Source organism: Shimia sp. MIT910701 (genome assembly GCF_047126315.1).
In the GTDB taxonomy this organism is placed as follows: Bacteria; Pseudomonadota; Alphaproteobacteria; order Rhodobacterales; family Rhodobacteraceae; genus Shimia.
In genome coordinates, this window is the sequence record NZ_CP138953.1 from 2,556,692 (window position 1) to 2,582,102 (window position 25,411).

The window sequence follows — 25,411 nt, forward strand, 5'->3', positions numbered from 1 at the left end:
CCGCGATCGGGGAAAATCTTAGCGGTTCATGCGGTTCTCAATCAGATCGTCCACAACGCCGGGATCCGCCAATGTGGAGGTATCCCCCAGGCTGCCGTAGTCGTTTTCGGCGATTTTGCGCAGGATGCGGCGCATGATTTTGCCGGAGCGGGTTTTGGGCAGGCCGGGCGCCCATTGGATCAGGTCGGGCGAGGCAATTGGGCCAATTTCCGTCCGGACCCAGGTGCGCAGTTCTTTGCGCAGCTCCTCGGAAGGCTCCTGATCGTTCATCAAAGTGACGTAGCAGTAGATGCCTTGGCCTTTGATGTCGTGCGGATAGCCCACCACAGCAGCCTCAGCGACAGCGGCGTGGGCCACAAGCGCAGATTCCACCTCGGCGGTGCCCATGCGGTGGCCGGACACGTTGATCACATCGTCCACACGGCCGGTGATCCAGTAGTCGCCATCCGCGTCGCGCTTACAGCCGTCACCCGCGAAGTAGTAGTTTTTGTAGTCGCTGAAGTAGGTCTTCTCAAAGCGCTCGTGGTCGCCCCAGACGGTGCGCATCTGGCTCGGCCAGCTTTCTTTGATCGCCAGAACCCCTTCGACATCATTGCCGGAGATCTCTTCGCCAGACTGCGGGTCCAGCACCACCGGGTGCACGCCAAAGAAGGGCTTCATTGCTGCACCTGGCTTGGTCGCATGGGCGCCGGGAAGGGGCGTCATCATGTGGCCGCCGGTCTCGGTCTGCCACCAGGTGTCCACAATTGGGCAGCGGCCGCCGCCGACCACGTCGTTGTACCAGGTCCAGGCCTCGGGGTTGATTGGCTCGCCGACGGTGCCAAGGATGCGCAAGGAGCTGAGGTCACATTTCTCAACATATTCATTGCCTTGGCCCATCAAGGCCCGCAGCGCGGTGGGCGCGGTGTAGAACTGGTTCACGCGGTGTTTTTCGCACACCTGCCAGAAACGGGAGGCGTCCGGATAGGTCGGCACACCCTCAAACATCAGCGTGGTGGCGCCATTGGCGAGCGGGCCATAGACGATGTAGCTGTGGCCGGTGACCCAGCCCACATCGGCGGTGCACCAGAAGATGTCGCCGTCTTTGTAATCAAAGGTGTATTCATGCGTCATCGAGGCATACACCAGATAGCCGCCGGTGGAATGCACCACGCCTTTGGGCTGCCCGGTGGAGCCGGAGGTGTAGAGGATGAACAGCGGATCTTCGGCGTTCATCTCGGCCGGTTTGCAGTAGTCGCCGACTTCCATGACCATCTCGTTGTAGTCATAGTCGCGGCCGTCGATCCAGGTGGTCTGATCGCCAGTGCGCTTCACCACCAGACACTTGACGGTGTCTTTGGTGTGCAGCAGGGCGGCGTCGGTGTTGGACTTGAGCGCGGTTTTGCGGCCGCCACGTGGGGCGCTGTCTGCGGTGATCACCACTTTGGCGTCACAGCCGTTGATCCGGGCGGCGAGCGCGTCTGGAGAGAAGCCGGCAAACACGATGGAATGGATCGCGCCGATACGGGCACAGGCCAGCATGGCGTAAGCCGCTTCCGGGATCATCGGCAGGTAAATGACAACGCGGTCGCCTTTGCGCACGCCCAGCTGCTCCAGCACATTGGCCATGCGGCAGACGCGCTGGTGCAGATCGGCATAGGTGATCGACTGGGCTGGCTCGTTGGGATCATCCGGTTCAAAGATGATCGCGGCCTGATTGCCGCGGGTTTCCAGATGGCGGTCGATACAGTTGGCGGCCACGTTGAGCGTGCCGTCTTCAAACCATTTGATGTCCACAGCACCGGGCGCAAAGGAGGTGTTCTTCACCTTGGTGTACGGCTTGATCCAGTCCACACGCTGGCCATGCTCCCGCCAAAACGCCTCAGGATCAGACACTGACGCCGCGTACATCTCTTGGTACTTATCTGCAGTGATGATGGCGTTTTCTGCCAGTTCTTTGGATGGGGGAAATGTGGTGTCAGACATATTGGACCTCGAATAGGAATTCTTTGGGGGCGAGGTTAGGGGGCTGCGCCGCGAGGTCAACTCGACTTTTGGCGCAACCCCAAATTGTCGGCGTCAGATCGCCAGATATTCGGCGCGCAGCTCTTCGTTTTCGAGAACTTCGTTGGCGGAGCCATCAAAGACCACCGAGCCGGTGTCGAGGATCACAGCGCGATCCGCGAGTTCCAGCGCGCGCACAGCGTTCTGTTCCACGATCACGGTGGTGATGCCTTGCTCTTTGATGATGCGCAGAGTCTTTTCGATCTCGTCCACAATCACCGGTGCGAGGCCTTCATAAGGTTCGTCCAGCAGCAGCACTTTGATGTCGCGGCTGAGGGCGCGGGCGATGGCCAGCATTTGCTGTTCACCACCGGAGAGCGTGACACCTTCTTGCTTGCGGCGTTCGCCAAGGCGCGGGAAGAGTTCGTAGAGGCGTTCAATCGACCAGCCGATGGGCGGAGCGATCTGGGCCAGTTGGATGTTTTCTTCCACCGTCAGGCCAGGAATGATCGAGCGATCTTCCGGCACCAGACCGATGCCTGCCTGTGCGGCCTCATAGCTTTTCATCAGGTGCAGCGGTTTGTGATCGAGCCAAATTTCGCCGTGGGTCACCTGTGGGTCGTCCATGCGCGCAATGGAACGCAGGGTCGAGGTTTTGCCTGCCCCGTTGCGGCCCAAGAGCGCAAGGATTTCGCCTTCGTGCACGTTGAAGCTGATATTTTGAACGATGTAGCTCTCGCCATAATAACTCTCCATGTTCCAAACGGAGAGGTAGGCGGGGGCGGTTTCGGCCAGATTGTGGCCTTTGGAAAAGTCGGGTTTGACGTTCATTGTTTTGGTCTCCCCGTCCCGGGCTTGACCCGGGACCTCTTGTTGGTGTCGCGAGGCCTCGGATCAGGTCCGGGGCGCGATGATGTGCCTTATGCGGTTTCGCCGAGGTACGCTTCGCGCACTTTCGGGTGACCTTTGATGTTTTCAGGATCGTCTTCGACCAGCGGTGTGCCCTGTGCCAGCACGGTGATGCGCTGTGCCAGAGAGAACACCACATGCATGTCGTGTTCGATGATGGCGATGGTGATGTCGCGCTCGTCGCTGATTTGCTTGAGAAGATCGATGGTGTTGTTGGTGTCGGCCCGCGCCATACCGGCAGTGGGTTCGTCCAGCAGCAGAAGGCGGGGCTCCTGCGCCAGACACATGCCGATTTCCAGACGACGTTTGTCACCGCGGGACATGGAGGCCGCGTGCATGTGATGCTTGTCGGCCATATTCATGTCGACGAGCATCGACTCGGCTTTTTCCACGATGTCCTTTTCACGCATCATGTCTTCGATGGCGCGCATCCGGAAGGCCCCGTCCCGCTTGGCAAAGCAGGGGATCATCATGTTTTCCAACACGGTCAGGTCCCCAAAGATTTCCGGGGTCTGGAACACGCGGGAAATGCCCATCTGGTTGATCTCGTGTGGGGTGCGGCCCAGCACCGACTGGCCGTCAAACATGACAGAACCGGTGTCCGGGATGAGCTTGCCCACGAGGCAGTTCAGCAGGGTGGATTTCCCGGCCCCGTTGGGGCCGATGATTGCGTGTACGGTGTTTTCCTTGACGGAGAGGTTCACGTCACCGAGGGCCTGAAGACCGCCGAACCGCTTGCCTACGTCTTTGACTTCGAGAATTCCCATATCTCTTGTCTCCTTATTCTGCAGGTTCAGTGGAGCCGCCAGTGTCTTTGGCTTTGCCACGGTTTTTGATCCACTTGCCAATGCGCTGACCACCTTCGACCAGGCCACCTGGCAGGAAGATCACGACCAGCATGAAGAGGATGCCGAGGGTGAGGTGCCAGCCTTTGCCGATGAACGGGTAGACCAGGAAGACGATGAAGTCTTCGAGACCGTCTGGCATAAAGGCGAACCACTCGTGCAGAACGTCTTTGTTGATCTTGGACAGGATGTTTTCCATGTACTTGATCACACCTGCGCCCAGTACCGGACCGATCAGGGTGCCAACACCGCCCAGGATGGTCATCAGAACCACCTCACCTGAGGCTGTCCAGAACATACGCTCCGGACCCACTTGGGTGTCCATGGCCACCAGAAGACCACCCGCGAGACCCGCATACATGCCGGAGATCACAAAGGCTGCCAGCGTGTGCGGACGTGGGTTCAGACCAGTGTAAGACATACGGGTCTGGTTGGATTTGATCGCACGCAGCATCAGGCCAAATGGGCTGCGGAAAATGCGGATCGAGACATAGAAGGCAATCAGCATCACGATGGCTGCAATGTAGTAGCCAGCGTTGAAGGTGAAGAGCCAGTCGCCGATGTTGAGCTCAAAGCTCTGACGCATATCCATGCCAAACAGGTTGGCGCGACCGGTTTCGCCTTCTTCCAAGCTGGAGAAGATTGGACGGTCGGTGGATTTGATCTGCAGGCCGGTTTCACCGCCGGTGATTGGCGTGAGAACCGAGTAGGCCAGAGCGTAAGACATCTGTGCAAAGGCGAGTGTCAGGATCGAGAAGTAGATGCCTGAGCGGCGCAGACAGATGTAGCCCACAGCGACCGAGAAGATACCCGCCACGATCACACCCATAAAGATGGCCGGGATCACGTTGAGCGAGACCAGCTTCATCATCCAGATGGCGCCGTAAGAGCCCACGCCCAGGAAGGCGGCGTGACCAAAGCTGAGGTAGCCGGTGAGGCCGAACAGCAGGTTGAAGCCAATGGCGAAGATGCCGAAGATCACAAAGCGCTGCATCAGGTCGGGGTAACCCGCGTTGAATTGCGCCATACCGGAGCTTTCCGGGAAGGGGTTGAGAATGAAGGGCGCCAGCATGGTCAGCCCGGTAACGATCAGCATAAGCTGAAGATCTTTTTTGTTGAGACCGAGCATGAGTTAGTCCTCCATGACGCCCTTGCGGCCCATCAGGCCCCGTGGACGGGTCAGCAGAATGATGATGGCGACGAGGTAGATGATGATCTGGTTCAGACCCGGCAGGATCTCCAGAACCTCGCGCATGGAGGCGAAACTTTCCAAAATGCCCAGCAGGAAGCCTGCCAGTACGGTACCTGGCAGCGAGCCCATGCCGCCAACAACCACCACAACAAAGCTCAGCACCAGGAAGTCCATGCCCATGTGATAGTTTGGCGAATTGATTGGCGTGTACATCACCCCGGCCAGACCGGCGACGGCGGCGGCAAGGCCAAACATGATGGTGAAGCGCTTGTCGATGTTGATGCCCAGAAGGCCGACGGTTTCGCGGTCCGCCATACCGGCGCGCACAACCATGCCGAAGGTGGTGTATTGCAGGAAGGCAAACACGGCACCGATGATGATGGCTGAGAAGATGAAGTAGATGATCCGCCAGTAAGGATAGATGATCAGGTTGGGATCAAAGCCAAGCATGGCTCCGAAATCCAGCGATCCGGCAAAGGCCTGCGGGGCAGGGGTCGGGATCGGGTTGGCGCCGTAGAAATATTTGATCACTTCCTGCAGCACGATGGCCAGACCAAAGGTCACAAGGATCTGGTCGGCGTGCGGGCGGTTGTAGAAGTGTTTGATCAGGCCGCGTTCCATGGCGTAGCCCACGAACATCATCACCGGGACGGTGAACAGGATCGACAGGGGGACGGCCCAGTCGATGATCGCGTCGCCGGTGGCCTGGCCAAAGAGGTCATGCAGATAAGGCACGTCAACTTTCAGTGGGTTGCCAAGAAAGTCTGTCTGGGTCTCATCCACAACAGTGTGTGAGAGGGTCAAGATGCGGCTGAAGGTCACCGCGCAGAAGGCACCGATCATGAACAGCGCGCCGTGCGCAAAGTTCACAACACCCAAGGTGCCAAAGATCAGGGTAAGGCCAAGTGCGATCAACGCATATGCGGATCCTTTGTCCAACCCGTTCAGAATTTGAAGGATAATTGCTTCCATCGGTCCGTCCCTGTGGTTGTCCGATTTCGCCTATGCTGGCGAAGTGGGGCGGGCATTGCTGCCCGCCCGAATTGGGGCGTGATTACGCGCCGTTGTTGCAGGCACCCAGGGTGGCCTCTGGGCCGCCCATCTGTGGGTGATCAGGTGCATAGGTCACCTGCTCAACCGGGGTCACCTCAACGATTTCCAGAAGGTCGAACTCGGAAGTCGGGTTCTCTTTACCCTTCACAACCAGCACGTCCTTGAAGCACTGGTGGTCAGCGCCGCGATACAGCGTCTTACCGTTGCCCAGACCGTCGAACTCATAGTCTTCCAGAGCTTCTGCAACCGCACATGGGGCGAAGGAGCCCGCACGCTGAACGGCGTCTGCATAGAGCAGGGTCTGCACGTAGGTGGTGTGCGCCGCCTGGGATGGTGGGAAGCCGTATTTGGTGCCGAAGGATTTAACGAAGGCTTTGGAGCCCTCATCCTGCAGGGACCAGTGCCAGTTGGTGGAGCCGAAGATGCCCTTCACGTTGGCACCCGCACCCTTCGCCATCAGGCGGGAGTAGAGTGGAACAACGATCTGGAAGTCTTTGCCGTTCACCTGCTTGTCACGCAGACCAAACTGAACCGCGTTGGTCAGCGAGTTCACCATGTTGCCGCCGTAGTGGTTCAGAACCAGCGTGTCGGCACCGGATTGCAGAACAGGCGCGATGTAGGAGGAGAAGTCGGTCTGTGTCAGCGGTGTTTTCACAGCTGCAACAGTTTCCCAACCCATGGCCTCAGTGGAGGCGCGGACCGCTTCTTCGGTTGTGTAACCCCAGTTGTAGTCGGCGGTCAGGTGATAGGCTTTACGGTCATTGCCGTAAGCGTTTGCCAGAACCGGCGCCAGAGCGGCACCCGACATGTACGAGTTGAAGAAGTGACGGAAGCCGTTGGCTTTCTTGTCTTTACCGGTGGTGTCGTTGGAGTGGGTCAGACCCGCCATAAAGATCACGCCCGCCTCTTGGCAGAGCGCCTGTACGGCCACAGCCACACCAGAGGACGAACCGCCGGTGATCATGATAGCGCCGTCTTTTTCGATCATGGACTTGGCGGATGCGCGCGCGGCGTCAGACTTGGTCTGGGTGTCGCCGGTGACGTATTCCACTTTCTTGCCCAGGATACCTGTGCCGTCCAGTGCTTTGGAGCTGAAGGTGTTCAGCATGCCGCCGTCGCCGCCACCGTTCAGGTGCTCAACAGCCAGCTGGTAGGCGCGCAGTTCGTCGGCACCCTCGTCCGCGTAAGGACCGGTCTGTGGCACGTTGAAGCCCAGAGTTACGGTGCCGCCAGTGGGTTCGTTGGTGAACGCATGTGCGGACTGAGCCGTAAAGATCGTTGGCAGCGCCAGACCAGCACCGGCGACGGCACTGGTTTTGAGCAAGCCACGACGTGTGAAGTTGCTTTTGGACATATAATCCTCCCGTTGTGTCATTTGTGGATTGGGCTCCTCTTCCCGCACCACAGGCACTATTCGTGCAAAACTATTATCGGCGGCGCTCCGAAAATTTCGCAACAACTGCTTTCAAAGACACAATTTTTTTGTAAAGTAATTCGCATTGCTCTGCAGCAAAATGTAAATTTATTATTTTGCAGTGCAGAAAGTGTTTGAAACTGAGGGGAAAGCCAATGGTCCAGCAAACCCTAGCAGGCAGTCGCATCAGAGAGCGCCGCGTGATGGCGGGCTTACGCCAGGCCGAACTTGCAAAGCAGGTCGGAATCTCCGGCAGTTACCTCAACTTGATCGAGCACAACCGCCGCAGAATCGGCGGGAAGCTCTTAAACGACATCGCTCAGGCCCTCAACGTAGAGCCTTCATTGTTAAGTGAAGGTGCAGAGGCGGCGCTTTTGTCGGCGTTGCGTGAGGCGGCGGCGGTCACGGATGCTGTGGCGCCGGAGCTTGAGCGTGGCGACGAGTTTGCCGGGCGGTTTCCGGGCTGGGCCGGGTTGATTGCGGATCAGCACAAGCGGCTGAGAAGTTTGGAGCACACGGCAGCGACATTGACCGACCGGCTCACACATGACCCGCATTTGGCGACCTCAGTGCATGAAATGTTGACCATGGTGACCGCGATCCGCTCGACGGCGGGGATTTTGGCGGACACCAAGGAGATTGAACCGGAGTGGCGCAATCGTTTTCACCGCAACCTGAATGAGGACAGTCAGCGACTTGCGGAAGGGGCAGAGCAGCTGGTGGCCTATCTGGATGATGCGGGCGATGCCTCGGCGGGCATGACGTTGCCCTTGGAGGAGGTGGAGGCGATGCTTGAAGTGCATAAGTTCCGCTTTGACAGCCTGGTCAACGCCACACCGGATGAGCTCTCCGCGTTTATTGGCAATCAGGCGCAACTGACCTCGGATGCGGCGCGGGACATGGCTATGACGGTGGTGCGGCAACTGCGGGCGGACGCGCGGTTGTTGTCTTTGGACATGCTGGAGCGCCAGGTCAGCGACGGCGTTGTGGAACCGGCGCGGATTGCTTCGGACTACGGCGTGCCGCTTAGCACCGTGTTGCGCCGCTTGGCGGCGGTGTCTGATGATATGCTGCCGATGCCGCTTGGGCTGGTCATGTGTGATGCCTCCGGCACTTTGATGTTGCGAAAGCCGGTGGAAGGCTTTGCCATTCCACGCTTTTCTGGCGCGTGCCCGAAGTGGCCGCTGTTTCAGGCCTTGTCACGTCCGATGCAAGCCTTGCGACAGACGGTCACCATGACCGGGCGCGAAGCCAAGCGGTTTGATTGCTATGCGGTGAGTGAGCCGATTGGCACCATTCAGCTCAACGTGGCGCCTCTGTATCACAGTTATATGTTGATTGTGCCGCTTGAAGAAGCTGGCGATACCGAGGCAGAGGTGGGGTCGTCCTGTCGTGTCTGTCCGCTGGAGGACTGTGAAGGCCGGCGGGAGCCGTCTTTGCTGGCGGATGTGGGGTAACGTGGGAAAATCTCTTTTCTTTTTGTGGACGACCGCTAAGAATGGCGCACCGCTTGTGGACTTTTTGGGAGGGGAGGCTGCATGGGCAAAAACGTGCTAGTCATCGAAGATGAGCCCAACATCATCGAAGCGATCAGCTTCATCCTGTCTCGTGACGGCTGGTCCGTCGCGACCCATTCCAATGGGCATGACGCGGTTGGGGTGGTGCAGAATGCGATGCCCGATTTGGTCATTCTGGACGTGATGCTGCCGGGCAAAACCGGGTATGACATCCTGCGCGAGCTGCGCAGCGAAGATGCCACACAGGGCCTTCCCGTGCTGATGTTGACTGCCAAGGGGCAGGTCAAAGACCGCGAGATGGCGGAGCGCGCCGGCGCAAGCCGCTTTATGACCAAGCCGTTTTCCAACGCCGAGGTGCTGGACGCGGTGCGCGAGTTGGTGGCGGGGTGAGCCCCAAACACAATATTCCTTTTCTGGAGCGGCAGAGTTACCGCCGCCGCCGGTTGATTGACACAATCCGCATGTTGCCTGTGATGGGTGCGGTGCTCTGGGCGGTGCCATTATTGTGGCGCCAATCTGAGGACAGCGGCACGGTGATGACGTCTGACGCTATCATTTACATCTTTCTGGTCTGGTTGCTCATGGTGGTTGGCGGTGCATGGTTGTCCCGCAGCCTCAAGCGCAGCGATGCGGAGGAGACGGAGCGAGAACGCTGATGGGCACGCTCAATATTCTGGTTGGCGTCTGTCTGATCTACGTCGTGTTTCTGTTCCTGATCGCCTTTGCAGCAGAGCGCGCGGCGCTGGAAGGCAAAGGCGGATGGCTGCGCAGCCCTTTGATCTACACCTTGTCGCTGTCGATCTATTGCACGGCCTGGACGTTTTACGGCGCGGTCGGCTATGCGGCGCGGTCCGGCCTTGAGTATCTGACGATCTATATTGGCCCGTCGCTGGTGATGATTGGTTGGTGGTGGCTGTTGCGCAAGCTGGTGCGGATTGGGCGCAGCCAGCGCATCACCTCGATTGCCGATTTGATCTCGTCGCGCTACGGGAAATCCAACCTTTTGGCGGTTGGCGTAACCGTCTTGGCGGTGATTGGCACGACGCCGTATATCGCGCTTCAGTTACAATCTGTAACTGTAAGCTTTGACGTTTTTTCAAGTGCTTACGGCGCGGAGTTAACGGAAGCAACGCAAGGCAGTAACGCGCTTTTGGTGGCGGCGGGGCTTGCGCTGTTTACCATTGTGTTTGGCACGCGCAATTTGGACGTCAACGAGCGGCACCACGGGGTGGTGATGGCGGTTGCGGTGGAAGCGATTGTGAAGCTGTTTGCGCTGTTGGCGGTGGGCATCTTTGTGGTCTGGGGCCTGGGCGGAGGGGTAAGCGAAACCCTGGCGCGGATCGATGCCAGCGAGATTGGCCAGTGGCAGATGCGCGGGGACCGCTGGGCGACGTTGATTTTCCTCTCCGGGGCGGCGTTCCTATGTCTGCCACGGATGTTCCAGGTCATGGTGGTTGAGAATGAAGATGAGGATCACCTGCGCACCGCAAGCTGGGCCTTTCCTGCTTACCTGATGATCATGAGCCTGTTTGTGGTGCCGATTGCGGTGGTGGGGTTGGACCTCATGCCAGCGGGCAGCAACCCGGACTTTTTTGTGCTGACCGTGCCTTTGGCCACAGGCAATGACGCTCTGGCGATGTTGAGTTTTATTGGCGGATTTTCCAGCGCGACCTCCATGGTGATTGTGGCGGCGCTGGCGCTGTCGACCATGGTGTCCAACCATATTGTGATGCCGATCTGGCTCAGCACGCAGAGCGTCGGTGCGTCCGTGTCTGGTGACGTGCGCCACGTGGTGCTGCTGTCGCGGCGGATTTCCATCGGGGCTGTGGTGTTCCTTGGATATTTGTATTTCCGCTTGTCGGGTGGCGGCACGGCGCTGGCTTCGATCGGTTTGATTTCCTTTGCCGGGGTGGCGCAGTTTCTGCCGGTGTTGATCGGCGGGATTTTCTGGCGTGGGGCGACGCGCACGGGGGCTTTTGTTGGCCTGACCGTGGGCTTTTTAATCTGGGCCTACACGCTTTTGCTGCCGAGCTTTGGCGCGGGCACGCTGGTGTCGGAAGCGATGCTGACCGAAGGCCCGATGGGGTTGAGCTGGCTGCGGCCGCAGGCGTTCTTTGGCATCACTGGGATGGATCCGCTGGTACATGCAGTGTTCTGGTCTATCTTGTTGAACACAATGAGTTTCTTTGTCGCTTCTCTGGTGGGATTCCCGTCGCCGTTGGAACGGTTGCAGGGGGCGCAGTTTGTGAATGTATTTGAGCACAGCTCCACACCGCAAAGCTGGGCGGGCAGCCTGGCGCAGACTGAAGACCTGATGGTCATGGCGCAGCGCATCATCGGTGCGCGGGAGGCGCAGAACCTGTTTGAGCGGGAGGCGAAACGACAGGGCATGAGTGGTCTTTTGCCGGAACCGTCGCCGGACTTTTTGCAACGTTTGGAGCGGGAATTGGCCGGGTCGGTGGGCGCGGCAACGGCGCATGCGATGATTGGGCAGATTGTCGGGGGCGCGTCGGTGTCGGTGGAAGACCTGATGGCGGTGGCCGATGAAACCGCGCAGATGATGGAATATTCCAGCAAGCTGGAAGCCAAATCCGAAGAGCAGGCCCGCACCGCGCGGCAATTGCGGCAGGCCAATGAAAAGCTGACACTGATTTCAGAGCAGAAAGACAGCTTCCTCAGCCAGGTGAGCCATGAGCTGCGCACGCCGATGACCTCGATCCGGGCGTTTTCGGAGATTCTGCGGGACAGTGATCGGCTCAGTGAGGATGAAAAGATCAAATACAGCTCGATCATCCATGACGAAGCGCTACGCCTGACGCGGCTTTTGGATGATCTGTTGGATCTGAGCGTGCTGGAAAGCGGGCGGGTGAACCTGAACATGCAAAGCGGGTCGCTTAAAGGTATTCTGGATCACGCTGTGGCCAGTGCCTTGACCGGCGCTGGTGCCGATAAGATGCAGGTGGTGCGCAATGCTGCCTATGAGGAGATCACCCTGAACACTGATCTGGACCGCCTGAGCCAGGTATTCATCAACCTCATTGGAAACGCGCAGAAATATTGCGATGCCAATGCGCCGAAACTGCGCATTGAAGTTGGGCGCAGCAATGGCGCTTTGGTGGTGGATTTCATCGACAACGGCAGTGGCATTCCCAAAACCGAACAGGCGGTGATCTTTGAGAAGTTCTCCCGCACGGGCGAGCAGAAGGTCAAAGGCGCGGGGCTTGGGTTGGCGATTTGTCGCGAGATCATGACTCGCTTGGGCGGCGCGGTGGAATACCTGCCGGGACAGGGCGGCGCGGCGTTTCGGGTGACCTTGCCCGAAGAGGTCGCGCTGGCGGCGCAATAGGCACAATTTCACACGGATTTTGAAGGTCTCGTAGAGGCTCTATTAACCTTATTGCGGCACATCTGTCCTGTAAGGAGCCACAAACAGGGCAGATCCGGATATGAGTGAAACTCAAGCCACTTCAATTCTACGTCGTAAAGCAGCGGATGGGCGGACCGAGCACCAGGCGCGCGCTATGACCCCCAACAAGGCCCTGCGCCTTGGCCTCGCTTTGGCGGCGGAAAAGGGTATGGATCTGGCGCTGGATGTGACTGATGTGCGCCATGTAAAGCTGCCGCACCGCGCCGTTGAGGTGACGCTGGACAATGAATCTCTGTTGATCTTGCTTGAAGGACAGAATGGTGAGCCCGGTGCCCTGGCGATGGATATGCAAGTGATGGCGGGGCTGGTGGAGTTCCAAACCCTTGGTCAGGTTGTTCCCAAGCCTGTGACAGATCGGGTGCCCACCAAGGTGGATGCCGCACTGATCACGCCGTTTCTGGAAGATGCACTGATGCGCTATGTGCGCATGTTGGCGGAAGAGGGCGAGGCGCCATACTGGCTGCAGCACTATAAATTTGGCGCAATGATGCAGGACACGCGGACGCTGTCGTTGGCGATGACCGCGCAGGATTATCAAATGTTTGTGCTCGACGTGAAACTCGAGCGGGGAAAGAAAACCGGCACCATGGCGTTGCTGTTCCCGGATGTGCAGGTGCTGGTCAATGAGCCAGAAGACGATGCGGAAACCGACGCCGAGAAATTCCAGAACGGCGTGAAAGAAGCCAGCACCGTGCTGAACGCGGTGGTGGGCAAGATCAGCTTGCCGATTGCGCAGATTCAGGCGTTGCAAGCGGGGGATACGCTGCCGTTGTCGGAAGAAGCGATGCAAAACGCCACGCTGGAAGCGTTGACCGGCGAAGAGATTGCCGAGGTGCGCATTGGGCAGCTCAATGGCATGCGCGCGGTCTGTGTGCCGGGACTGGTGGGCGCGGCGCCTGCTGCGGCCCCGTCTACAGAGCTGGCGGTGCCGGATATGCCGGATATGGGTATGCCGGATATGGGCGCGCCCGAGATGCCGGCGATGGATATGCCTGCCATGGACATGCCGGGGATGGACATGCCAGAGATGGGCGGCATGGATGATATTGGTGGCGATTTGCCGGGCATGGCGGAAATGCCTGCACTGGATGGTGGCGGCTTGCCAGATATGGGGGGTGACCTTCCTGATCTTGGCGGCGATTTGCCGGATCTGGGAGGCGGTGGACTGCCGGACCTTGAGCCAATGGGCGAGATGGGCGTTGGCCTGGACGCGGACAATGGCATGGAAGATTTCGCCGGGTTGGATGATCTCGATGATCTGATCCAGTTGGGCAATGATGATATAGGCGATCCGGCGGCGCTGGCCGATCTGGATTTGACAGGCACGTAAGACTTTCGAGCAGTCTTGACGAGCAAACGCAAAAAAGCCCCGCCGGAAGAGCGGGGCTTTTTGTTTGTCAGGTCAGATGTTTAGCCTTGCGATTTGATCGCTTCCAGATGTGGCACCAGGCTGGAGACATCATAGCCGCCATTGGCGGCGGCGTTCACGATGTCGGCCACCTCCATCTCCATGGCCTGAGACAGCGCCCAGCAGATGGTGGAGCGGGTGCCAGAGCGGCAGTAGGCCAGCACCTTGCCGTCACAGCCAGCGGCGCTGTCGCGTTGCAGCGCCTGACGGTCCGGGGTCATCGTGTCCATGGTCAGCGGGTTGACCACATACTGCAGGCCAGCCGCTTCGGCGGCGGCGCGCATGGTCTCGGAGTGCTGATCCGGGCCGACCTCATTGTCAGGACGGTTGTTGATGACAAGCCCAAAGCCAGCGTCGGCAAGGGCGGCAAAATCTGCGGCGTCAATCTGAGGCGCGGCAAAGAAGCGGTCGGTGATCTGACGAATATCCATGGCGATTGCTTACTCGGCAGGGACGGCGCTGTCCAGTTGCGCGCGCGCCAGAGGGACCAACGCCATGCCAGCAATCATGGCGGCGAAGAACACCCAATGCGGCCAGCCGCCATAGCTGAGCGAGGCCACGGCGGGGCCAGGGCACAGACCCGCGAGACCCCAGCCAACGCCAAACAGAACGGAGCCGAGCACAAGATTGCGCCCAAGCTTTGGTTCAGGCGGCTTCGGGAACTCCCCGCCGACAATCGGCTTGCGGCCATTTGTGAGCAGCCAAGCAATGGCCATTGGGATGATTGCGCCGCCCATGACAAAGGCCAGCGTCGGGTCCCAGTTGCCAAAGACGTCCAGCCAGCCCTGCACCTTGGTGGTGTCGGTCATGCCGGAAATGAACAGGCCTGCGCCAAAAAGGCCGCCTGCGAGCAGAGCGAGAAGACTGCGGCTCATCAGATCACTCCCAACAGGTGGCGGAAGAGTACGACTGTGAGGCCACCGGCCATGATGTAGAACACGGTGGCCACAATCCCGCGCAACGACAAGCGGGAGATGCCACAAACGCCGTGCCCGGAGGTGCAGCCATTGGCGAGGCGAGTGCCGACGCCCACACATAGACCTGCGGCGATCAGGACCGCCACGTTGGTGGTGGCATGTGTGTCCACGTCAGAGAACAGCGGGTAGAGCAGCACCGGCACCAGAAAAACACCGGCGAGGAAGGCCAGACGTTCGGCCATATTGCTTTTGCCGGAGCCATCAACGAGACCGCCGATGATGCCGCTGGCGCCCATGACGCGGCCGTTGCCGAGCAGAAAGACGGCGCCGCCGAGGCCAATAAGGAGGCCGCCGCCCAGCCCGAAGAGCCAGTCGGTTGGTATTGCGTTCAACATGATTTTTCCTTTGATGTTCGCGCTTTAAGGGTCAAAGTTTATTTACGGGAACCTTGAGGAAGACATCGCCTTCTTCATCGGGTTCCGGCATTTGCCCGGCGCGCATGTTCACTTGGAGCGACGGGATGATGAGTTTCGGCATGGCCAAAGAGGCATCACGCGTGTCGCGCATTTCGACAAAGCTGTCTTTGTCAGCGCCGTCGCCTACATGCACGTTGTTGGCCTTTTGCTCGCCTACTGTGGTTTCCCAAGCGTATTCATCTCGGCCCGGCGCTTTGTAGTCATGACCAACAAAAATGCGGGTCTCGTCCGGCAAGGCGAGGATTTTCTGGATCGACTGATAGAGCGTCTCGGAAGAGCCGCCGGGGAAATCACAGCGGGCGGTGCCGAAATCTGGCATAAACAGTGTGTCACCCACAAAGGCCGCATCGCCGATGACGTAGGTCATGCAGGCGGGGGTGTGGCCGGGGGTGTGCAGCACGTCGCCGCGCAATTGGCCAATCATGAAGCTGTCGCCTTCTTCAAACAGCTTGTCGAACTGGCTGCCGTCTCGCTGGAACTCCGTGCCTTCGTTGAAAACCTTGCCGAAGGTGTCCTGCACAATGGTGATGTTTTTGCCGATGCCGATTTTACCGCCGATCTTTTCCTGCAGGTAAGGCGCGGCGGAGAGGTGGTCGGCATGTACATGGCTCTCGAGGATCCACTCCACTTTCAGGTTGTTCTCCTGAACGTGGGCAATGATCTCATCGGCGGATTTTGTGTCGGTGCGGCCAGAGCTGTAGTCAAAGTCCAGCACGCTGTCGATGATGGCGCAGGATGTGCCCTCCGGGTCTTTCACAACAAAAGAGATGGTGTTCGTCGCTTCGTCAAAAAAGGCTGTTACGTCGGGGGTCATGGCGATTCCTCTATTTGGTGGGAAACATATATGAAAGATTGCATGTGTTTCAAGATGTGGGCGTGATATGTGCTAAAAACATGCGCAGTGCGGCGTGTTTTTGGGCAGCTATTGATGTGAATCAAGGCGCAGATTTGGGGTGGCTGTCAAGGTGCGTGCGGGTTTTGAAGCCGTGCCCTTGCGCGGTGGCCCCGGCAATGGAGACGACGATGACAGATCACAGCACATACAAAGCTGCCCTGCTTAAACGCTTGTCAGAGCTGGATAAACGGCTGCACGCGATCGAGGCTGAGCTGGACGCGCCGCACTCTAAAGATTGGGATGAAGCGGCGGTTGAGCATGAGGGTGACGAGGTGCTTGAAGGGCTTGGCACCAGTGGCCAAGAGGAAATCCGCCGAATTCAGGCTGCCTTGGAACGTTTGCGTGAGGGCGCGTATGGTTTCTGTGTAAAGTGTGGAGAGGAAATTTCCGATGCTCGCCTTAAGGTGGTGCCGGACGCCCCGCTATGCAGTGATTGTGCCGCTGGTTAAAGCACGCTGCCATTTTTAGGTTTTGAGAAATACGTTTGGGAGGACGTTACATGACTGTCGAACATCTATTGAACCGCGCGGAAGCGCTGGAAACCAAAATTCATAAGGCGGACGATATGGACCGCTATGAGCTGCATCAGCAGTTGCACCGCACTTTGATGAACATCGAGCAAAGTGGTGGTCGTGTGCCCGCGCGTCTGCGCCGGTTGGATCTTGATCTGCTGGATCAGGAGATCGAAGACAGTTTTGACAATATGCCGGTGTAACGCTGGTCATTGGCCTGACGCAGTGTGACAGATGTGCCGACCTGTGCAGCCCTGTGGATAACTGGGCTTGCGCGGCGGCTTTGTGCGGCTAAACTCTGAAAACACAAAGGCTTGCGCCGAAGTTTGTCAGGGTTTTGAGGCATGACGCAGTTGCTAGATTATGCGGTCGAAGGCGGGGTTGCGGTCCTGTCGATGAACCATCCGCCCACCAATGCGCTGACCGCAGAATTGCGTGCGGCGGTGTATGACGCTTTGCAGACCGCGCTTGCGGACAAGATGGTGGGCGCGATTGCGCTTCTGGGCAGTGGCGCGGAGTTTTCCGCCGGGCGCGATTATTCTGAACTTGGCAAACCAATTGCGCATCCCAATCTGGCAGAGCTGTGTGCTGCGGTTGAGACCGCGGGCAAGCCGGTGGTTGCTGGCTTGTCGGGCGCGGTGATGGGCGGTGGGCTGGAGCTGGCCTGGGCCTGCCATTACCGTGTGGCCCTAAGCAGCACGCAGGTCGCCATGCCCGAAGTCGCGCTTGGCGTAATGCCCGGGGCAGGGGGTACGCAACGTGCGCCACGCCTGTTGGGGGCGGATACAGCGCTCAATATCCTGTTGTCCGGTGTGATGATGCCGATCACCTCCGCTGAGGTGGCGGGTATGGTGGACGAGATTGTTGAAGGTGATCTGCGCGAGGCCACTGTGCTTTTTGCGCTCAACTGTATTGCCAAATACAAACCCGCACGGCCAACGGCGGATGCCACCGGTGGGATTGCCGATTTCCAGGCGTTCCAGGCGGGCGTGAGCAAATGGGAAAAGCGCATCGACCCGCGGGGGCAGGATGCCGCTTTGGCCATTTTGGAGTGCGTGAAAGCTGCGCCTTTGCTGCCGTTTGAGGTTGGTCTGGAGTTTGAGCGCGAGCGGTTTGAAGAATTGGTGACCTCCGATCAGAGCCGGGCCCTGCGCCATGTGGCGCTGGCGGAGCGGCGGGCGACACGTTTGCCGGAGATGCATCAGGCCGACCCCCGTCCAGTGAAAATACTCGGCGTTGTGGTCGGCGCGGATCGTGTGGGCGCGGATTTGGCGCTGGCGGCTTTGCAGCATGGCTTGTCGGTGGTGTTGACCGCGCAGGTGCCTGCGGCGTTGGAGCTGGCGCAACGGCGGATCGAGGCGGCATTGCAGCGCATGGTGACCAGTGGCCGCATCGAAGATGTCGCGTCGCGCGAGATGTTGGCGCGTTTGCGTGCCGAAGCGGATCTGGTGGCTTTGGCGCGGGCCGATTTGGTGATTGAAGCCATCGGTCAGGGGCGTGAGATTTCGCGCCAGATTGCGGCGCAGCTGGACGGGATTGTCAAAGACGGCGCGGTGATTGCGGTGCATGATGATGCGGCGCAGATCGGACCGGTGGCGCAGGCCACGGGCAGCCCGCAGGATGTGGTTGGCCTTTATGTGCCAAACCTGCATCTGCGCACCTCCGGAGTGGAGGTCGCAGTGGGCAAAAGCACGGGGCCTGAGGCGGTTGCGACGCTGTTTGCCATGCTGAGCGCTATGGGGTTCCTGCCGGTGCGGGCCAAGACCTACAACGGTTTGATTGGTCAAAACGTGATGGGGGCCTGCATCCGCGCGGCGGAGGATTTGCTGCGCATTGGCGCGGACCCTTACGAGATTGACCGGGTCATGCACAGCTGGGGCTTCTCGCTGGGGCCGTTTCAAATTGCCGATGCTCTGGGGCTGAATGCGCCGGGGCTGCGCACGGCTCAGGCGGGGATCAGCACGGTGCTGTATCGTATGGGCCGCGAAGGGCGTGGGGCGCAGCGGGGGTGGTATCAGTATTCGCAAGAGCACCCGTTTGGTGCGGCAGATGCGGACACGCGGAACATCGTGCGCGCGGTGATCGAAGAAGACCCCAAACCGGTCAGCAATGTGGGCGTGCGTGATGTGGACATTGAAAAGACCTGCCTCGCGGCGATGGCCAACGCCGGGGCACGACTATTGCGTATAGGTGTCGCTTCCAAACCGTCAGACATTGATGTGGCCATGATCCACGGCTTTGGCTTCCCGCGCTGGCTGGGCGGCCCAATGCAGGCGGCGGACGATCACGGGTTGATCGATCTACGCAACCACGTGCGCAAGTTGGCAGAGCAGGGGGATGCCTTCTGGAAACCGGAGCCGCTGTTTGACACGCTTATCAAAAACGGGCGCGGTTTTGGGGCGCTCAATGGCTGAGGCTTAGGGGCAGGACACTTAGGACAGGGAAATCCCGACCATCACCACCATCAGGCCAATCACAGACAGGAACAGCGCGCCGAGGTTCAGCGGCACGACCTTCTGAACCGCTGCGCGCAGCTCTTCGTCTGACAGGCCAGCCTTGCGGGCTTTGGCGACTTTCACGATGGAGAGCAGCAGGCCCAGCAGGCCAATCACCGACATAAGGGCTCCAGCCCAGATCATCCATTGCATCGCAGACGTCCTCTTTTGCGGGCGCATTTGGGGGCGCACCCTGTCTGGACAGGGCAGCTACCGGATTGTTGGCACACGCGCAAGACGGGGGACACGCGGCATTTGGCACAGATCACGGGAAATGGCGAAGCGGGCCTTGCATGGCAGCGCGGTTTGCGGTCTATAGCTGCGTTAATCTTGGCGCCCGCGCGGCGCGCATAATCGGCACAAAATGAGGTCAGACATGAGCGAAGGCACATCTTCGGACGCGCAATACGGCGTCACCGGTCAGGAACTGAAACAGTTCATCGAGCGCGTCGAGCGTTTGGAACTTGAGAAAGCCGAAGTGGCTGAGCAGATCAAAGAGGTCTTTGCAGAGATGAAAGGCCGCGGCTTTGACGTGAAGGCAATCCGCACAATAATCCGCGAGCGCAAGCAGGACCCCAATGATGTGGCCGAGCAGGAAGCGGTGATTGACATGTATAAGTCAGCGTTGGGCATGGCATAAGGTTCAGCACGAAAGCGACTCTCAAGAGGCTCTCCATTGGAGGGCCTTTTTGTTTTTTGGCAAGTGCCGCATTGACCGACACCTTGGATGAGATACCCTGACTGCGTTGGGCGCTGCGTTTTTGGCGGCCGCGTCCCTGTTGCGTGTTTAAGGATTTTGTCATGGGCTATTTGAAACGAGCTTGCCGCTTTGCGGTGACACTTCTTTTGGGGCTCGTGCCTTCTTTTGTTACAGCGGACGATGCGGCTGACGCAAACAATCCGCTGGCAAATGTGCGCGCCTTTAATATTCAAGGGTACTACTTGAATGATTTTAGTGGCTTGCCCAGTGATACCGACGGGTTTCAAACGGTCTTACGCTATGCGCAGCCACTCAAAATTGGGGACACCAATTGGCTTATGCGTGCCTCATTGCCTTACAATTCGCTGCCTATTGGGGCGGGCAATACAACGGTCAGCGGCATTGGCGATGTGGATGTCTTTATGGCCTATCAGTTTGACACCCGTCCCGGCATCAGCTTCGGCATTGGGCCTCAAGTGGTTGCTCCCACGGCCTCTGACGATCGGCTCGGTGCAGATCAATGGCAGCTTGGCCTCGCCAATGTCTACTTCAACGGCACCTCACCTCAGTTCCAATATGGCTACCTGTTGATTTACCGGACTGGTGTTGGCAGTACGCCAGCTGGCCGCAAGCGGCCTGAGGTCGGGGCGTTTCAGCCATTTTGGTTCTACCAACTGGGCAAAGGCTGGTACACCGGTGGCGCGCCAATCTGGACCTATGATTTTACCACCGACAACTACAATGTGCCCTTCGGGTTGCGGTTGGGAAAAGTTCAACAGTTCGGTTCAACTACAGCTAATATTTTTGTGGAGCCGCAATGGTCCTTGGCCAGTCGTGGCAACGGCCAGCCTCAGTTTCAGCTCTACGCGGCGGTAAACCTACAATTCCGATAGTTGGGTACGCCTTATGGCGTTAGAACCGTTACGCCGGGAATGCGCTCGATCCGATAAACGTCTTCGTCATAGGCCTGCGTCATGTGGTCGACCATGGGTACGGTCCAGCCAGGCAAGTCGAGCTCTTCTTCGATTTCGTCTTCGATGGCGAATTTATCTAAGAACGCAGCATAGATGCGTCGTTTCTGGATTTCGGTCACGCCGGGGTGATCTGCCAGGAAGGCTTCCAGCCGCGTCATGCCTTCGTCGCTCATGATACTGCGGAGCAAATCCGTGCCACCTGCAACTGGGGTGGCTGGATCCAACCCTGCCATATCGCGCATGATCTCTTCCCATATGATCGGGGTGTCTTCGTTGCACCAAACTGTGACCGGCATATGTGGCACGGCATCGCGGATGCGCAGGATCAACTCGGACCAGCGCAGTGCCAGTGGATCGCAATTGTCGGTAACTTCCTCGATGGGGTGGTTGGGCGAGGCGGCGACAAGTGCGGGCACAAAGGTGGCCGGATTGCGGATTGCCATGAAGATCTCCAGATCTTCGCCGTAAAACAACGAAGACACGCCGCGCAAACGGTCGCCAGCCGTCGGAAACAGGCAATTGTCGCGGATTGCGCGGCGGGGCACACCAAAGAAGTTGTCGTTGGACAGGATCATACGGTCCGGTTTGGCGTCCCCAATCATGCCGCCCATGATCGCGCCTTTGTAGTCGGCTGCCATGGTGGCATTGTTCATCTGCCCAAGCGTGTCGCGGATTTGGCGACGATAGGTGGATTGGGGCGGCAGAGCGATGCCATTCTGCGCCAGCAGATCCCGGTTTTGGCTCAGGCTGCCGAGCAGTTTGCCCTCGTCTGTGAAATGCGCGCCCGCGTGAAGTACAATCTGCATGTTCTTTTCGTTGTTGGATTGTGCTGTAACAAGTATAGCCTCGTTTCTGGACAGTAAAACCAGATTCAGGCAACACAAGGGCGCGATAAAGGAATCCCCTGTGCAATCACATGTGACAACACCGCCCTCCGCACAAAACTCAACGCCCAAGGCGTTGAAAAGATGGTTGTCTTTTGACCCGTGGTCCTTGGGGGCGCTGTTTGTCGCAACTGTTGTGCTTGCGCCGATCCTGGCGGTGATTTGGATTGCGTTTCATCCGGTTGAAAATATCTGGCCGCATTTGCTGTCCACCACACTGCCACGCTACATGCGCAATACGCTGGTTTTGATGGTCTCGGTTGGTGTGCTCGCGGCCGCGATGGGTGCAACAACGGCTTGGCTGGTGACGCGCTATCGCTTTCCCGGGGTGCGCTGGATTCAATGGGCTCTGCTGTTGCCGCTGGCCATTCCTGCCTATGTCGGCGCCTATGCTCTGGTAGATTTTCTGGAATACGCGGGACCGGTTCAAACCGGCTTGCGTGACCTGTTTGGGTGGCAAACAAGCCGCGATTATTGGTTCCCGGAAATTCGTTCCATGGGCGCGGCGATCATCGTGTTGTCCGCTGCTTTGTTTCCCTACGTCTATATTCTGGCCCGCGCGGCATACCGGGAGCAGTTCGGCGCTTCCGAAGAAGTGGCGCGATCTTTGGGGGCGGGGCCGTTTGCGCGGTTCTGGCGCGTGGGGCTGCCAATGGCCCGCCCGGCGATTGCCGCCGGCACCGCCATTGTGATGATGGAAACTGTGAATGACTTTGGCACTGTGGATTATTTTGCCGTGCAGACCCTGACCACCGGGATTTTCAGCGTTTGGTTGGAAAGCAACAACGCAGGTGGTGCAGCACAGATTTCCAGCGTGGTGCTGATGCTGGTGATCCTGCTGGTCACGATGGAAAAAATCAGCCGCCGGAAGGTGCAGTTTTTTAGCCTGAGCAACCGCAACCGCCCGGCTGAGCCGGTGCAGTTGACAGGGGTTTGGGGCTGGATGGCCTTCGTCACCTGTCTGCTACCCTTCCTAATCGGGTTTGTGATGCCGTTTCTGGTGATTGCGGACAACGCCGCAAGCAGTCTGGAGCAATGGCGGGACCCTGCCTTGTACGAGGCGCTTTGGAATACGTTGCGGGTCTGCGGCATTGCTGCGGTGCTGACCGTGGTCGCTGGTGTTTTGATGGTCTACGGCGTACGCCTGTCAGGCCGCAGCCTGCCGCGCTTGCTGTTGCCTATCACCACAATTGGCTATGCGGCACCTGGCGCGGTTTTGGGCGTGGGCATTCTGATCCCGCTGGCGGCGCTTGACCACAAACTGGCGGATCTGATCGAGACGATGACAGGCTCCCCAACCGGATTGATTCTCACCGGCTCATCCTTTGCTCTGATTCTGGCCTACTGCGTGCGATTCTTTGCCATTGCCCAAGGCGCGGCAGATGGCGCTATGGGGCGCGTGGCGCCCAGTTTGCCAATGGCAGCCCGGTCTTTGGGGCGTACAAAAGGACAAGTTTTGGGCGAAGTTTACCTGCCGCTGGTGCGTGCCTCGATTGGTTCCGCACTGCTTCTGGTCTTTGTGGATTGCGTGAAAGAGCTGCCCGCGACCATGCTTTTGCGCCCGTTTAACTTTGATACATTGGCCACACGCGTGCACGAGCAGGCCAGTTTGGAGAACCTGCCGGACGCCAGCCCCGGCGCGATCATGATTGTTTTGGTGGGGCTTGTGGCGGTTGGACTGCTGGCCCGCGCAAATCGCTAAAAAAGCCTCTTGCAGGTTCTGATCGAAGGCCTTAAACGAAGCTCCAGTGCCCCTATAGCTCAGCTGGTAGAGCAACTGATTTGTAATCAGTAGGTCCGCGGTTCGAGTCCGTGTGGGGGCACCATAAAAATCAATGACTTAGCGGTGAATTTGCTGAATGTGTCATTTTGGTTTCCCAGTATGTTTCCCACTTTCATGTTCTGTTTGTGTTCTGTTCTCGCGTAGCTGAACCACCTCGTCTGCGAGTCGTTTTTGGTTTGCGCCACTGGAGTACTTCGCAACCATGCTGCGGGCCTTATGGCCAGTGATCGCTGCGATCTGCGCATCTGTAGCCCCGAGTTCCGCGAGCTTTGAGGCCGCACTGTATCGCAGGCCATGCAGTGAATAGGCGCGGGTTTTGGCCTTGTTTGAAATTCGGGTTAGCCGTTGTGCAGCGCCGCTATATGTAAGGGGCGCGCCGGTCTGGCTGGTGAGGATGAATATCCCGCGTTTTTCGGTTTGCCTCAGAATGTCCAAAAGCTCATTCGTGCAGGGCACCCATATCTTTGTGCCTGTTTTATTCTGCGCCACAAAGATGCCCTTGCCGTCAAAGTCAGACCATTTCATTTTGATGAGATCGCCCGCACGTTGGCCAGTGCCTAGGGCGAGTTCAAAGAGCAGGGCGGCCTCTGGTGTCGCTTGCGCTCTAAACGCCTCAATGGCCCATTCCGGCCAAGGCGTGTGGCCTTCCCCCTCTTTTAGCTTGCGAACCCCTTTTGCGGGGTTGTCGGCGCGCCATCCGAGATCGATGGCGAGTTCGAACAGAACGGAAATCACTTGCAGGGTGTAATTTGCTGTGCGCGGTTTGTCTGAGTTCGCCTGTTGGATCGCAATGGCGTGCTTGCGCTGAAATTTCAGAGTGTCCTTGGTGCCGACGCGCTGACGCAAATATTCAAGATAGCGGCTGTATTCGCGCTTTGTGACAGGCTTGAGATCGATCCAGCGGGGGCTTTTCTTATAGAGCAGGATCAGGTTGTTCCAGGAAGTTTTGCGTTCGGCTAGGTCGCCACCGCGCATTAAGCGCCAATATGCCTTGTCGTATTCTTCGCTGGATGGATCGTCAGGTAAGCGGGTGTATTTGCCGTCTTTGCGGAAATACTGATAGGTGCGGCCTTTAATGACTTTGGTTGTGGTGAACTTCTTTCTTACCATTGAATTTCCTCATACCCATCCGCTTTCTCACCTCTGGCAATAGCCTTTAATTCGTCAGTTTCCCAACGTTCATGGGGTCCGATCTGTTGCGGCTTGGGTAAAACGCCCTCTTCCACCAATGCTAGAAATTCGCCCTGCGTCATCTCAAAGAGCGCAGCGGCGGTTTTGGCGGTGGCAAAAAGGGGCGTGTGTTGACCCATTACTCGATGTACTTTCGGACGCGCTTCACCGCCTCTGTGCTCGTGTCAGTCATTGGGGGCCTCCATACCCTTCTCCGCTGTAAATGGCTTCGGCGAATGCCTCTTGAGGGGTGCTGCCGGTACCCTCGACACGCTCAAACGGCTTGCTCATGTGGTGGGAAATTACTTCCCAAACCGTATCGCTATCTCCAGTGTCCGCAATTGGTTCGGCACGGCACCGAACATCCCAGCACTCGCTTTCCAGCCGATCCCAAATTTCCGTTACAGTTTTGGCTATGGCGTCTTGTGGCGGTGTAACAAAGGCGCTGCGGATGCGGGCTTCGTAGTGCCGTTGTGCGTCCATCTTCGCTTGGAACAAGGAACCACGAACTTCGCCCTCCCATTGCTCTATACGGCCACTTTCATGAAACAACTCAATCCAAGCATAGTGGCGACCACCACAAATGCCGACATAATAAGTTCCAAAAATGGTCTTTGCGCCGTGCGTGTAGTTGTTTTGCTTGGATGGGTTCCACCACGCCAACTGCCCGATGACGCCGACCATGGCCTTTAGCTCGTCGCGCTCTTTTAGGAGGGCGTCACGCTCGTCGCGCAAGCCAACAATGAATTTACGCCAAGGCTGGGGGATTGCCTCCTCTATCACGGCAATACGCTCTACCGCCTCTGTGCTTGTGTCAGTCATGTCGATGCTCCTGTGTGGCGATGAGGGTGCCTATG

General features: G+C 58.3%; 26 protein-coding genes and 1 tRNA gene. 12 read left to right on the top strand and 15 right to left on the bottom strand.

All coding sequences use genetic code 11. From position 1 onward, the window contains the following. Positions 1 to 18: 18 nt before the first annotated feature. The 6 genes from acs to SIB38_RS12325 form a co-directional block, all read right to left on the bottom strand. Positions 19 to 1,965, bottom strand: coding sequence for an acetate--CoA ligase (acs, locus tag SIB38_RS12300; RefSeq protein WP_412550248.1), 1,947 nt, complete (start codon positions 1,963 to 1,965; stop codon positions 19 to 21). Between the two features lie 93 nt (positions 1,966 to 2,058). Further along, positions 2,059 to 2,814 (bottom strand): ABC transporter ATP-binding protein, encoded by a 756-nt coding sequence (locus tag SIB38_RS12305; protein WP_294119602.1) that lies wholly within the window; start codon positions 2,812 to 2,814, stop codon positions 2,059 to 2,061. An 89-nt stretch (positions 2,815 to 2,903) separates the two neighbouring features. Next, complete coding sequence (locus SIB38_RS12310) at positions 2,904 to 3,659, bottom strand: ABC transporter ATP-binding protein (RefSeq protein WP_294119601.1); 756 nt, start codon at positions 3,657 to 3,659, stop codon at positions 2,904 to 2,906. 13 nt (positions 3,660 to 3,672) lie between these two features. Beyond that, positions 3,673 to 4,866, bottom strand: coding sequence for a branched-chain amino acid ABC transporter permease (locus tag SIB38_RS12315; protein WP_294119600.1), 1,194 nt, complete (start codon positions 4,864 to 4,866; stop codon positions 3,673 to 3,675). 3 nt (positions 4,867 to 4,869) lie between these two features. Next, the gene (locus SIB38_RS12320; RefSeq protein WP_412550249.1) at positions 4,870 to 5,901 is read right to left on the bottom strand and encodes a branched-chain amino acid ABC transporter permease; all 1,032 of its coding nucleotides are present in this window, start codon (positions 5,899 to 5,901) and stop codon (positions 4,870 to 4,872) included. An 82-nt stretch (positions 5,902 to 5,983) separates the two neighbouring features. Beyond that, a complete protein-coding gene (locus SIB38_RS12325) occupies positions 5,984 to 7,336 on the bottom strand; it encodes a substrate-binding protein (protein WP_294119598.1) in 1,353 nt (450 codons plus the stop codon). A gap of 215 nt (positions 7,337 to 7,551) precedes the next feature. Here SIB38_RS12325 and SIB38_RS12330 point away from each other — a divergent pair, with 215 nt between their 5' ends. The 5 genes from SIB38_RS12330 to SIB38_RS12350 all read left to right on the top strand — a co-directional run bounded on the left by SIB38_RS12330 (position 7,552) and on the right by SIB38_RS12350 (position 13,670). After that, positions 7,552 to 8,853, top strand: a complete 1,302-nt coding sequence (locus SIB38_RS12330) for a helix-turn-helix transcriptional regulator (protein WP_294119597.1) — start codon at positions 7,552 to 7,554, stop codon at positions 8,851 to 8,853. Between the two features lie 81 nt (positions 8,854 to 8,934). Beyond that, positions 8,935 to 9,303 carry a response regulator transcription factor gene (locus SIB38_RS12335; RefSeq protein WP_412550250.1) on the top strand — a complete coding sequence of 123 codons (369 nt, stop codon included), beginning with the start codon at positions 8,935 to 8,937 and terminating at the stop codon, positions 9,301 to 9,303. After that, positions 9,300 to 9,569: a hypothetical protein gene (locus SIB38_RS12340; protein ID WP_294119595.1), complete on the top strand. Its 270-nt coding sequence runs from the start codon at positions 9,300 to 9,302 to the stop codon at positions 9,567 to 9,569. The genes SIB38_RS12335 and SIB38_RS12340 overlap by 4 nt, the downstream gene beginning before the upstream one ends. Beyond that, positions 9,569 to 12,259 (top strand): ATP-binding protein, encoded by a 2,691-nt coding sequence (locus tag SIB38_RS12345; protein WP_294119594.1) that lies wholly within the window; start codon positions 9,569 to 9,571, stop codon positions 12,257 to 12,259. Before SIB38_RS12340 ends, SIB38_RS12345 begins: the two co-directional genes overlap by 1 nt. 175 nt (positions 12,260 to 12,434) lie before the next feature. After that, positions 12,435 to 13,670, top strand: coding sequence for a FliM/FliN family flagellar motor switch protein (locus tag SIB38_RS12350; protein ID WP_294119593.1), 1,236 nt, complete (start codon positions 12,435 to 12,437; stop codon positions 13,668 to 13,670). Between the two features lie 80 nt (positions 13,671 to 13,750). Here SIB38_RS12350 and SIB38_RS12355 read toward each other — a convergent pair whose 3' ends face one another. From SIB38_RS12355 to SIB38_RS12370, 4 genes are read right to left on the bottom strand one after another with little or no spacing between them, the layout of a single operon-like run. Next, positions 13,751 to 14,179 carry a TIGR01244 family sulfur transferase gene (locus tag SIB38_RS12355; RefSeq protein ID WP_294119592.1) on the bottom strand — a complete coding sequence of 143 codons (429 nt, stop codon included), beginning with the start codon at positions 14,177 to 14,179 and terminating at the stop codon, positions 13,751 to 13,753. A 9-nt stretch (positions 14,180 to 14,188) separates the two neighbouring features. Continuing rightward, complete coding sequence (locus SIB38_RS12360; RefSeq protein ID WP_412550251.1) at positions 14,189 to 14,623, bottom strand: DUF6691 family protein; 435 nt, start codon at positions 14,621 to 14,623, stop codon at positions 14,189 to 14,191. After that, the gene (locus SIB38_RS12365) at positions 14,623 to 15,048 is read right to left on the bottom strand and encodes a YeeE/YedE family protein (protein WP_294119603.1); all 426 of its coding nucleotides are present in this window, start codon (positions 15,046 to 15,048) and stop codon (positions 14,623 to 14,625) included. Before SIB38_RS12365 ends, SIB38_RS12360 begins: the two co-directional genes overlap by 1 nt. Positions 15,049 to 15,091: 43 nt before the next feature. Then, positions 15,092 to 15,955, bottom strand: a complete 864-nt coding sequence (locus SIB38_RS12370; protein ID WP_294119590.1) for an MBL fold metallo-hydrolase — start codon at positions 15,953 to 15,955, stop codon at positions 15,092 to 15,094. Positions 15,956 to 16,164: 209 nt separating this feature from the next. On the opposite strand from SIB38_RS12370, the gene SIB38_RS12375 reads away from it, so the two are divergent. The 3 genes from SIB38_RS12375 to SIB38_RS12385 all read left to right on the top strand — a co-directional run bounded on the left by SIB38_RS12375 (position 16,165) and on the right by SIB38_RS12385 (position 18,962). Beyond that, entirely contained in the window at positions 16,165 to 16,485 is a 321-nt protein-coding gene (locus tag SIB38_RS12375; RefSeq protein WP_294119589.1) for a TraR/DksA family transcriptional regulator, read from the top strand. 50 nt (positions 16,486 to 16,535) lie between these two features. Beyond that, positions 16,536 to 16,751, top strand: a complete 216-nt coding sequence (locus SIB38_RS12380) for a hypothetical protein (RefSeq protein ID WP_294119587.1) — start codon at positions 16,536 to 16,538, stop codon at positions 16,749 to 16,751. Positions 16,752 to 16,892: 141 nt separating this feature from the next. Beyond that, on the top strand, positions 16,893 to 18,962 hold the full coding sequence (locus SIB38_RS12385) for an enoyl-CoA hydratase-related protein (RefSeq protein WP_412550252.1): 2,070 nt from the start codon (positions 16,893 to 16,895) through the stop codon (positions 18,960 to 18,962). An 18-nt stretch (positions 18,963 to 18,980) separates the two neighbouring features. Here the strand turns inward: SIB38_RS12385 and SIB38_RS12390 are convergent, their stop codons facing one another. Then, positions 18,981 to 19,196, bottom strand: a complete 216-nt coding sequence (locus tag SIB38_RS12390) for a hypothetical protein (protein ID WP_294119585.1) — start codon at positions 19,194 to 19,196, stop codon at positions 18,981 to 18,983. A gap of 223 nt (positions 19,197 to 19,419) precedes the next feature. On the opposite strand from SIB38_RS12390, the gene SIB38_RS12395 reads away from it, so the two are divergent. Both SIB38_RS12395 and SIB38_RS12400 read left to right on the top strand, forming a co-directional pair. Next, the gene (locus SIB38_RS12395; RefSeq protein ID WP_294119584.1) at positions 19,420 to 19,683 is read left to right on the top strand and encodes a DUF2312 domain-containing protein; all 264 of its coding nucleotides are present in this window, start codon (positions 19,420 to 19,422) and stop codon (positions 19,681 to 19,683) included. Between the two features lie 161 nt (positions 19,684 to 19,844). Beyond that, a complete protein-coding gene (locus tag SIB38_RS12400; protein WP_412550253.1) occupies positions 19,845 to 20,636 on the top strand; it encodes a hypothetical protein in 792 nt (263 codons plus the stop codon). Positions 20,637 to 20,647: 11 nt separating this feature from the next. Here the strand turns inward: SIB38_RS12400 and SIB38_RS12405 are convergent, their stop codons facing one another. Then, positions 20,648 to 21,523 (bottom strand): hypothetical protein, encoded by an 876-nt coding sequence (locus tag SIB38_RS12405; RefSeq protein WP_412550254.1) that lies wholly within the window; start codon positions 21,521 to 21,523, stop codon positions 20,648 to 20,650. Between the two features lie 154 nt (positions 21,524 to 21,677). Here SIB38_RS12405 and SIB38_RS12410 point away from each other — a divergent pair, with 154 nt between their 5' ends. Together SIB38_RS12410 and SIB38_RS12415 are read left to right on the top strand one after the other, a co-directional pair. Next, positions 21,678 to 23,303, top strand: a complete 1,626-nt coding sequence (locus tag SIB38_RS12410; protein ID WP_412550255.1) for an ABC transporter permease — start codon at positions 21,678 to 21,680, stop codon at positions 23,301 to 23,303. A 48-nt stretch (positions 23,304 to 23,351) separates the two neighbouring features. Beyond that, a tRNA-Thr gene (locus SIB38_RS12415) sits at positions 23,352 to 23,427 on the top strand. A 38-nt stretch (positions 23,428 to 23,465) separates the two neighbouring features. Here SIB38_RS12415 and SIB38_RS12420 read toward each other — a convergent pair. From SIB38_RS12420 to SIB38_RS12430, 3 genes are all read right to left on the bottom strand, one after another. After that, on the bottom strand, positions 23,466 to 24,359 hold the full coding sequence (locus tag SIB38_RS12420) for a tyrosine-type recombinase/integrase (protein WP_412550256.1): 894 nt from the start codon (positions 24,357 to 24,359) through the stop codon (positions 23,466 to 23,468). A gap of 128 nt (positions 24,360 to 24,487) precedes the next feature. Further along, on the bottom strand, positions 24,488 to 24,637 hold the full coding sequence (locus tag SIB38_RS12425) for a hypothetical protein (RefSeq protein WP_294119579.1): 150 nt from the start codon (positions 24,635 to 24,637) through the stop codon (positions 24,488 to 24,490). A 106-nt stretch (positions 24,638 to 24,743) separates the two neighbouring features. Continuing rightward, positions 24,744 to 25,376, bottom strand: a complete 633-nt coding sequence (locus tag SIB38_RS12430) for a hypothetical protein (protein ID WP_412550257.1) — start codon at positions 25,374 to 25,376, stop codon at positions 24,744 to 24,746. Between the last annotated feature and the right edge of the window lie 35 nt (positions 25,377 to 25,411).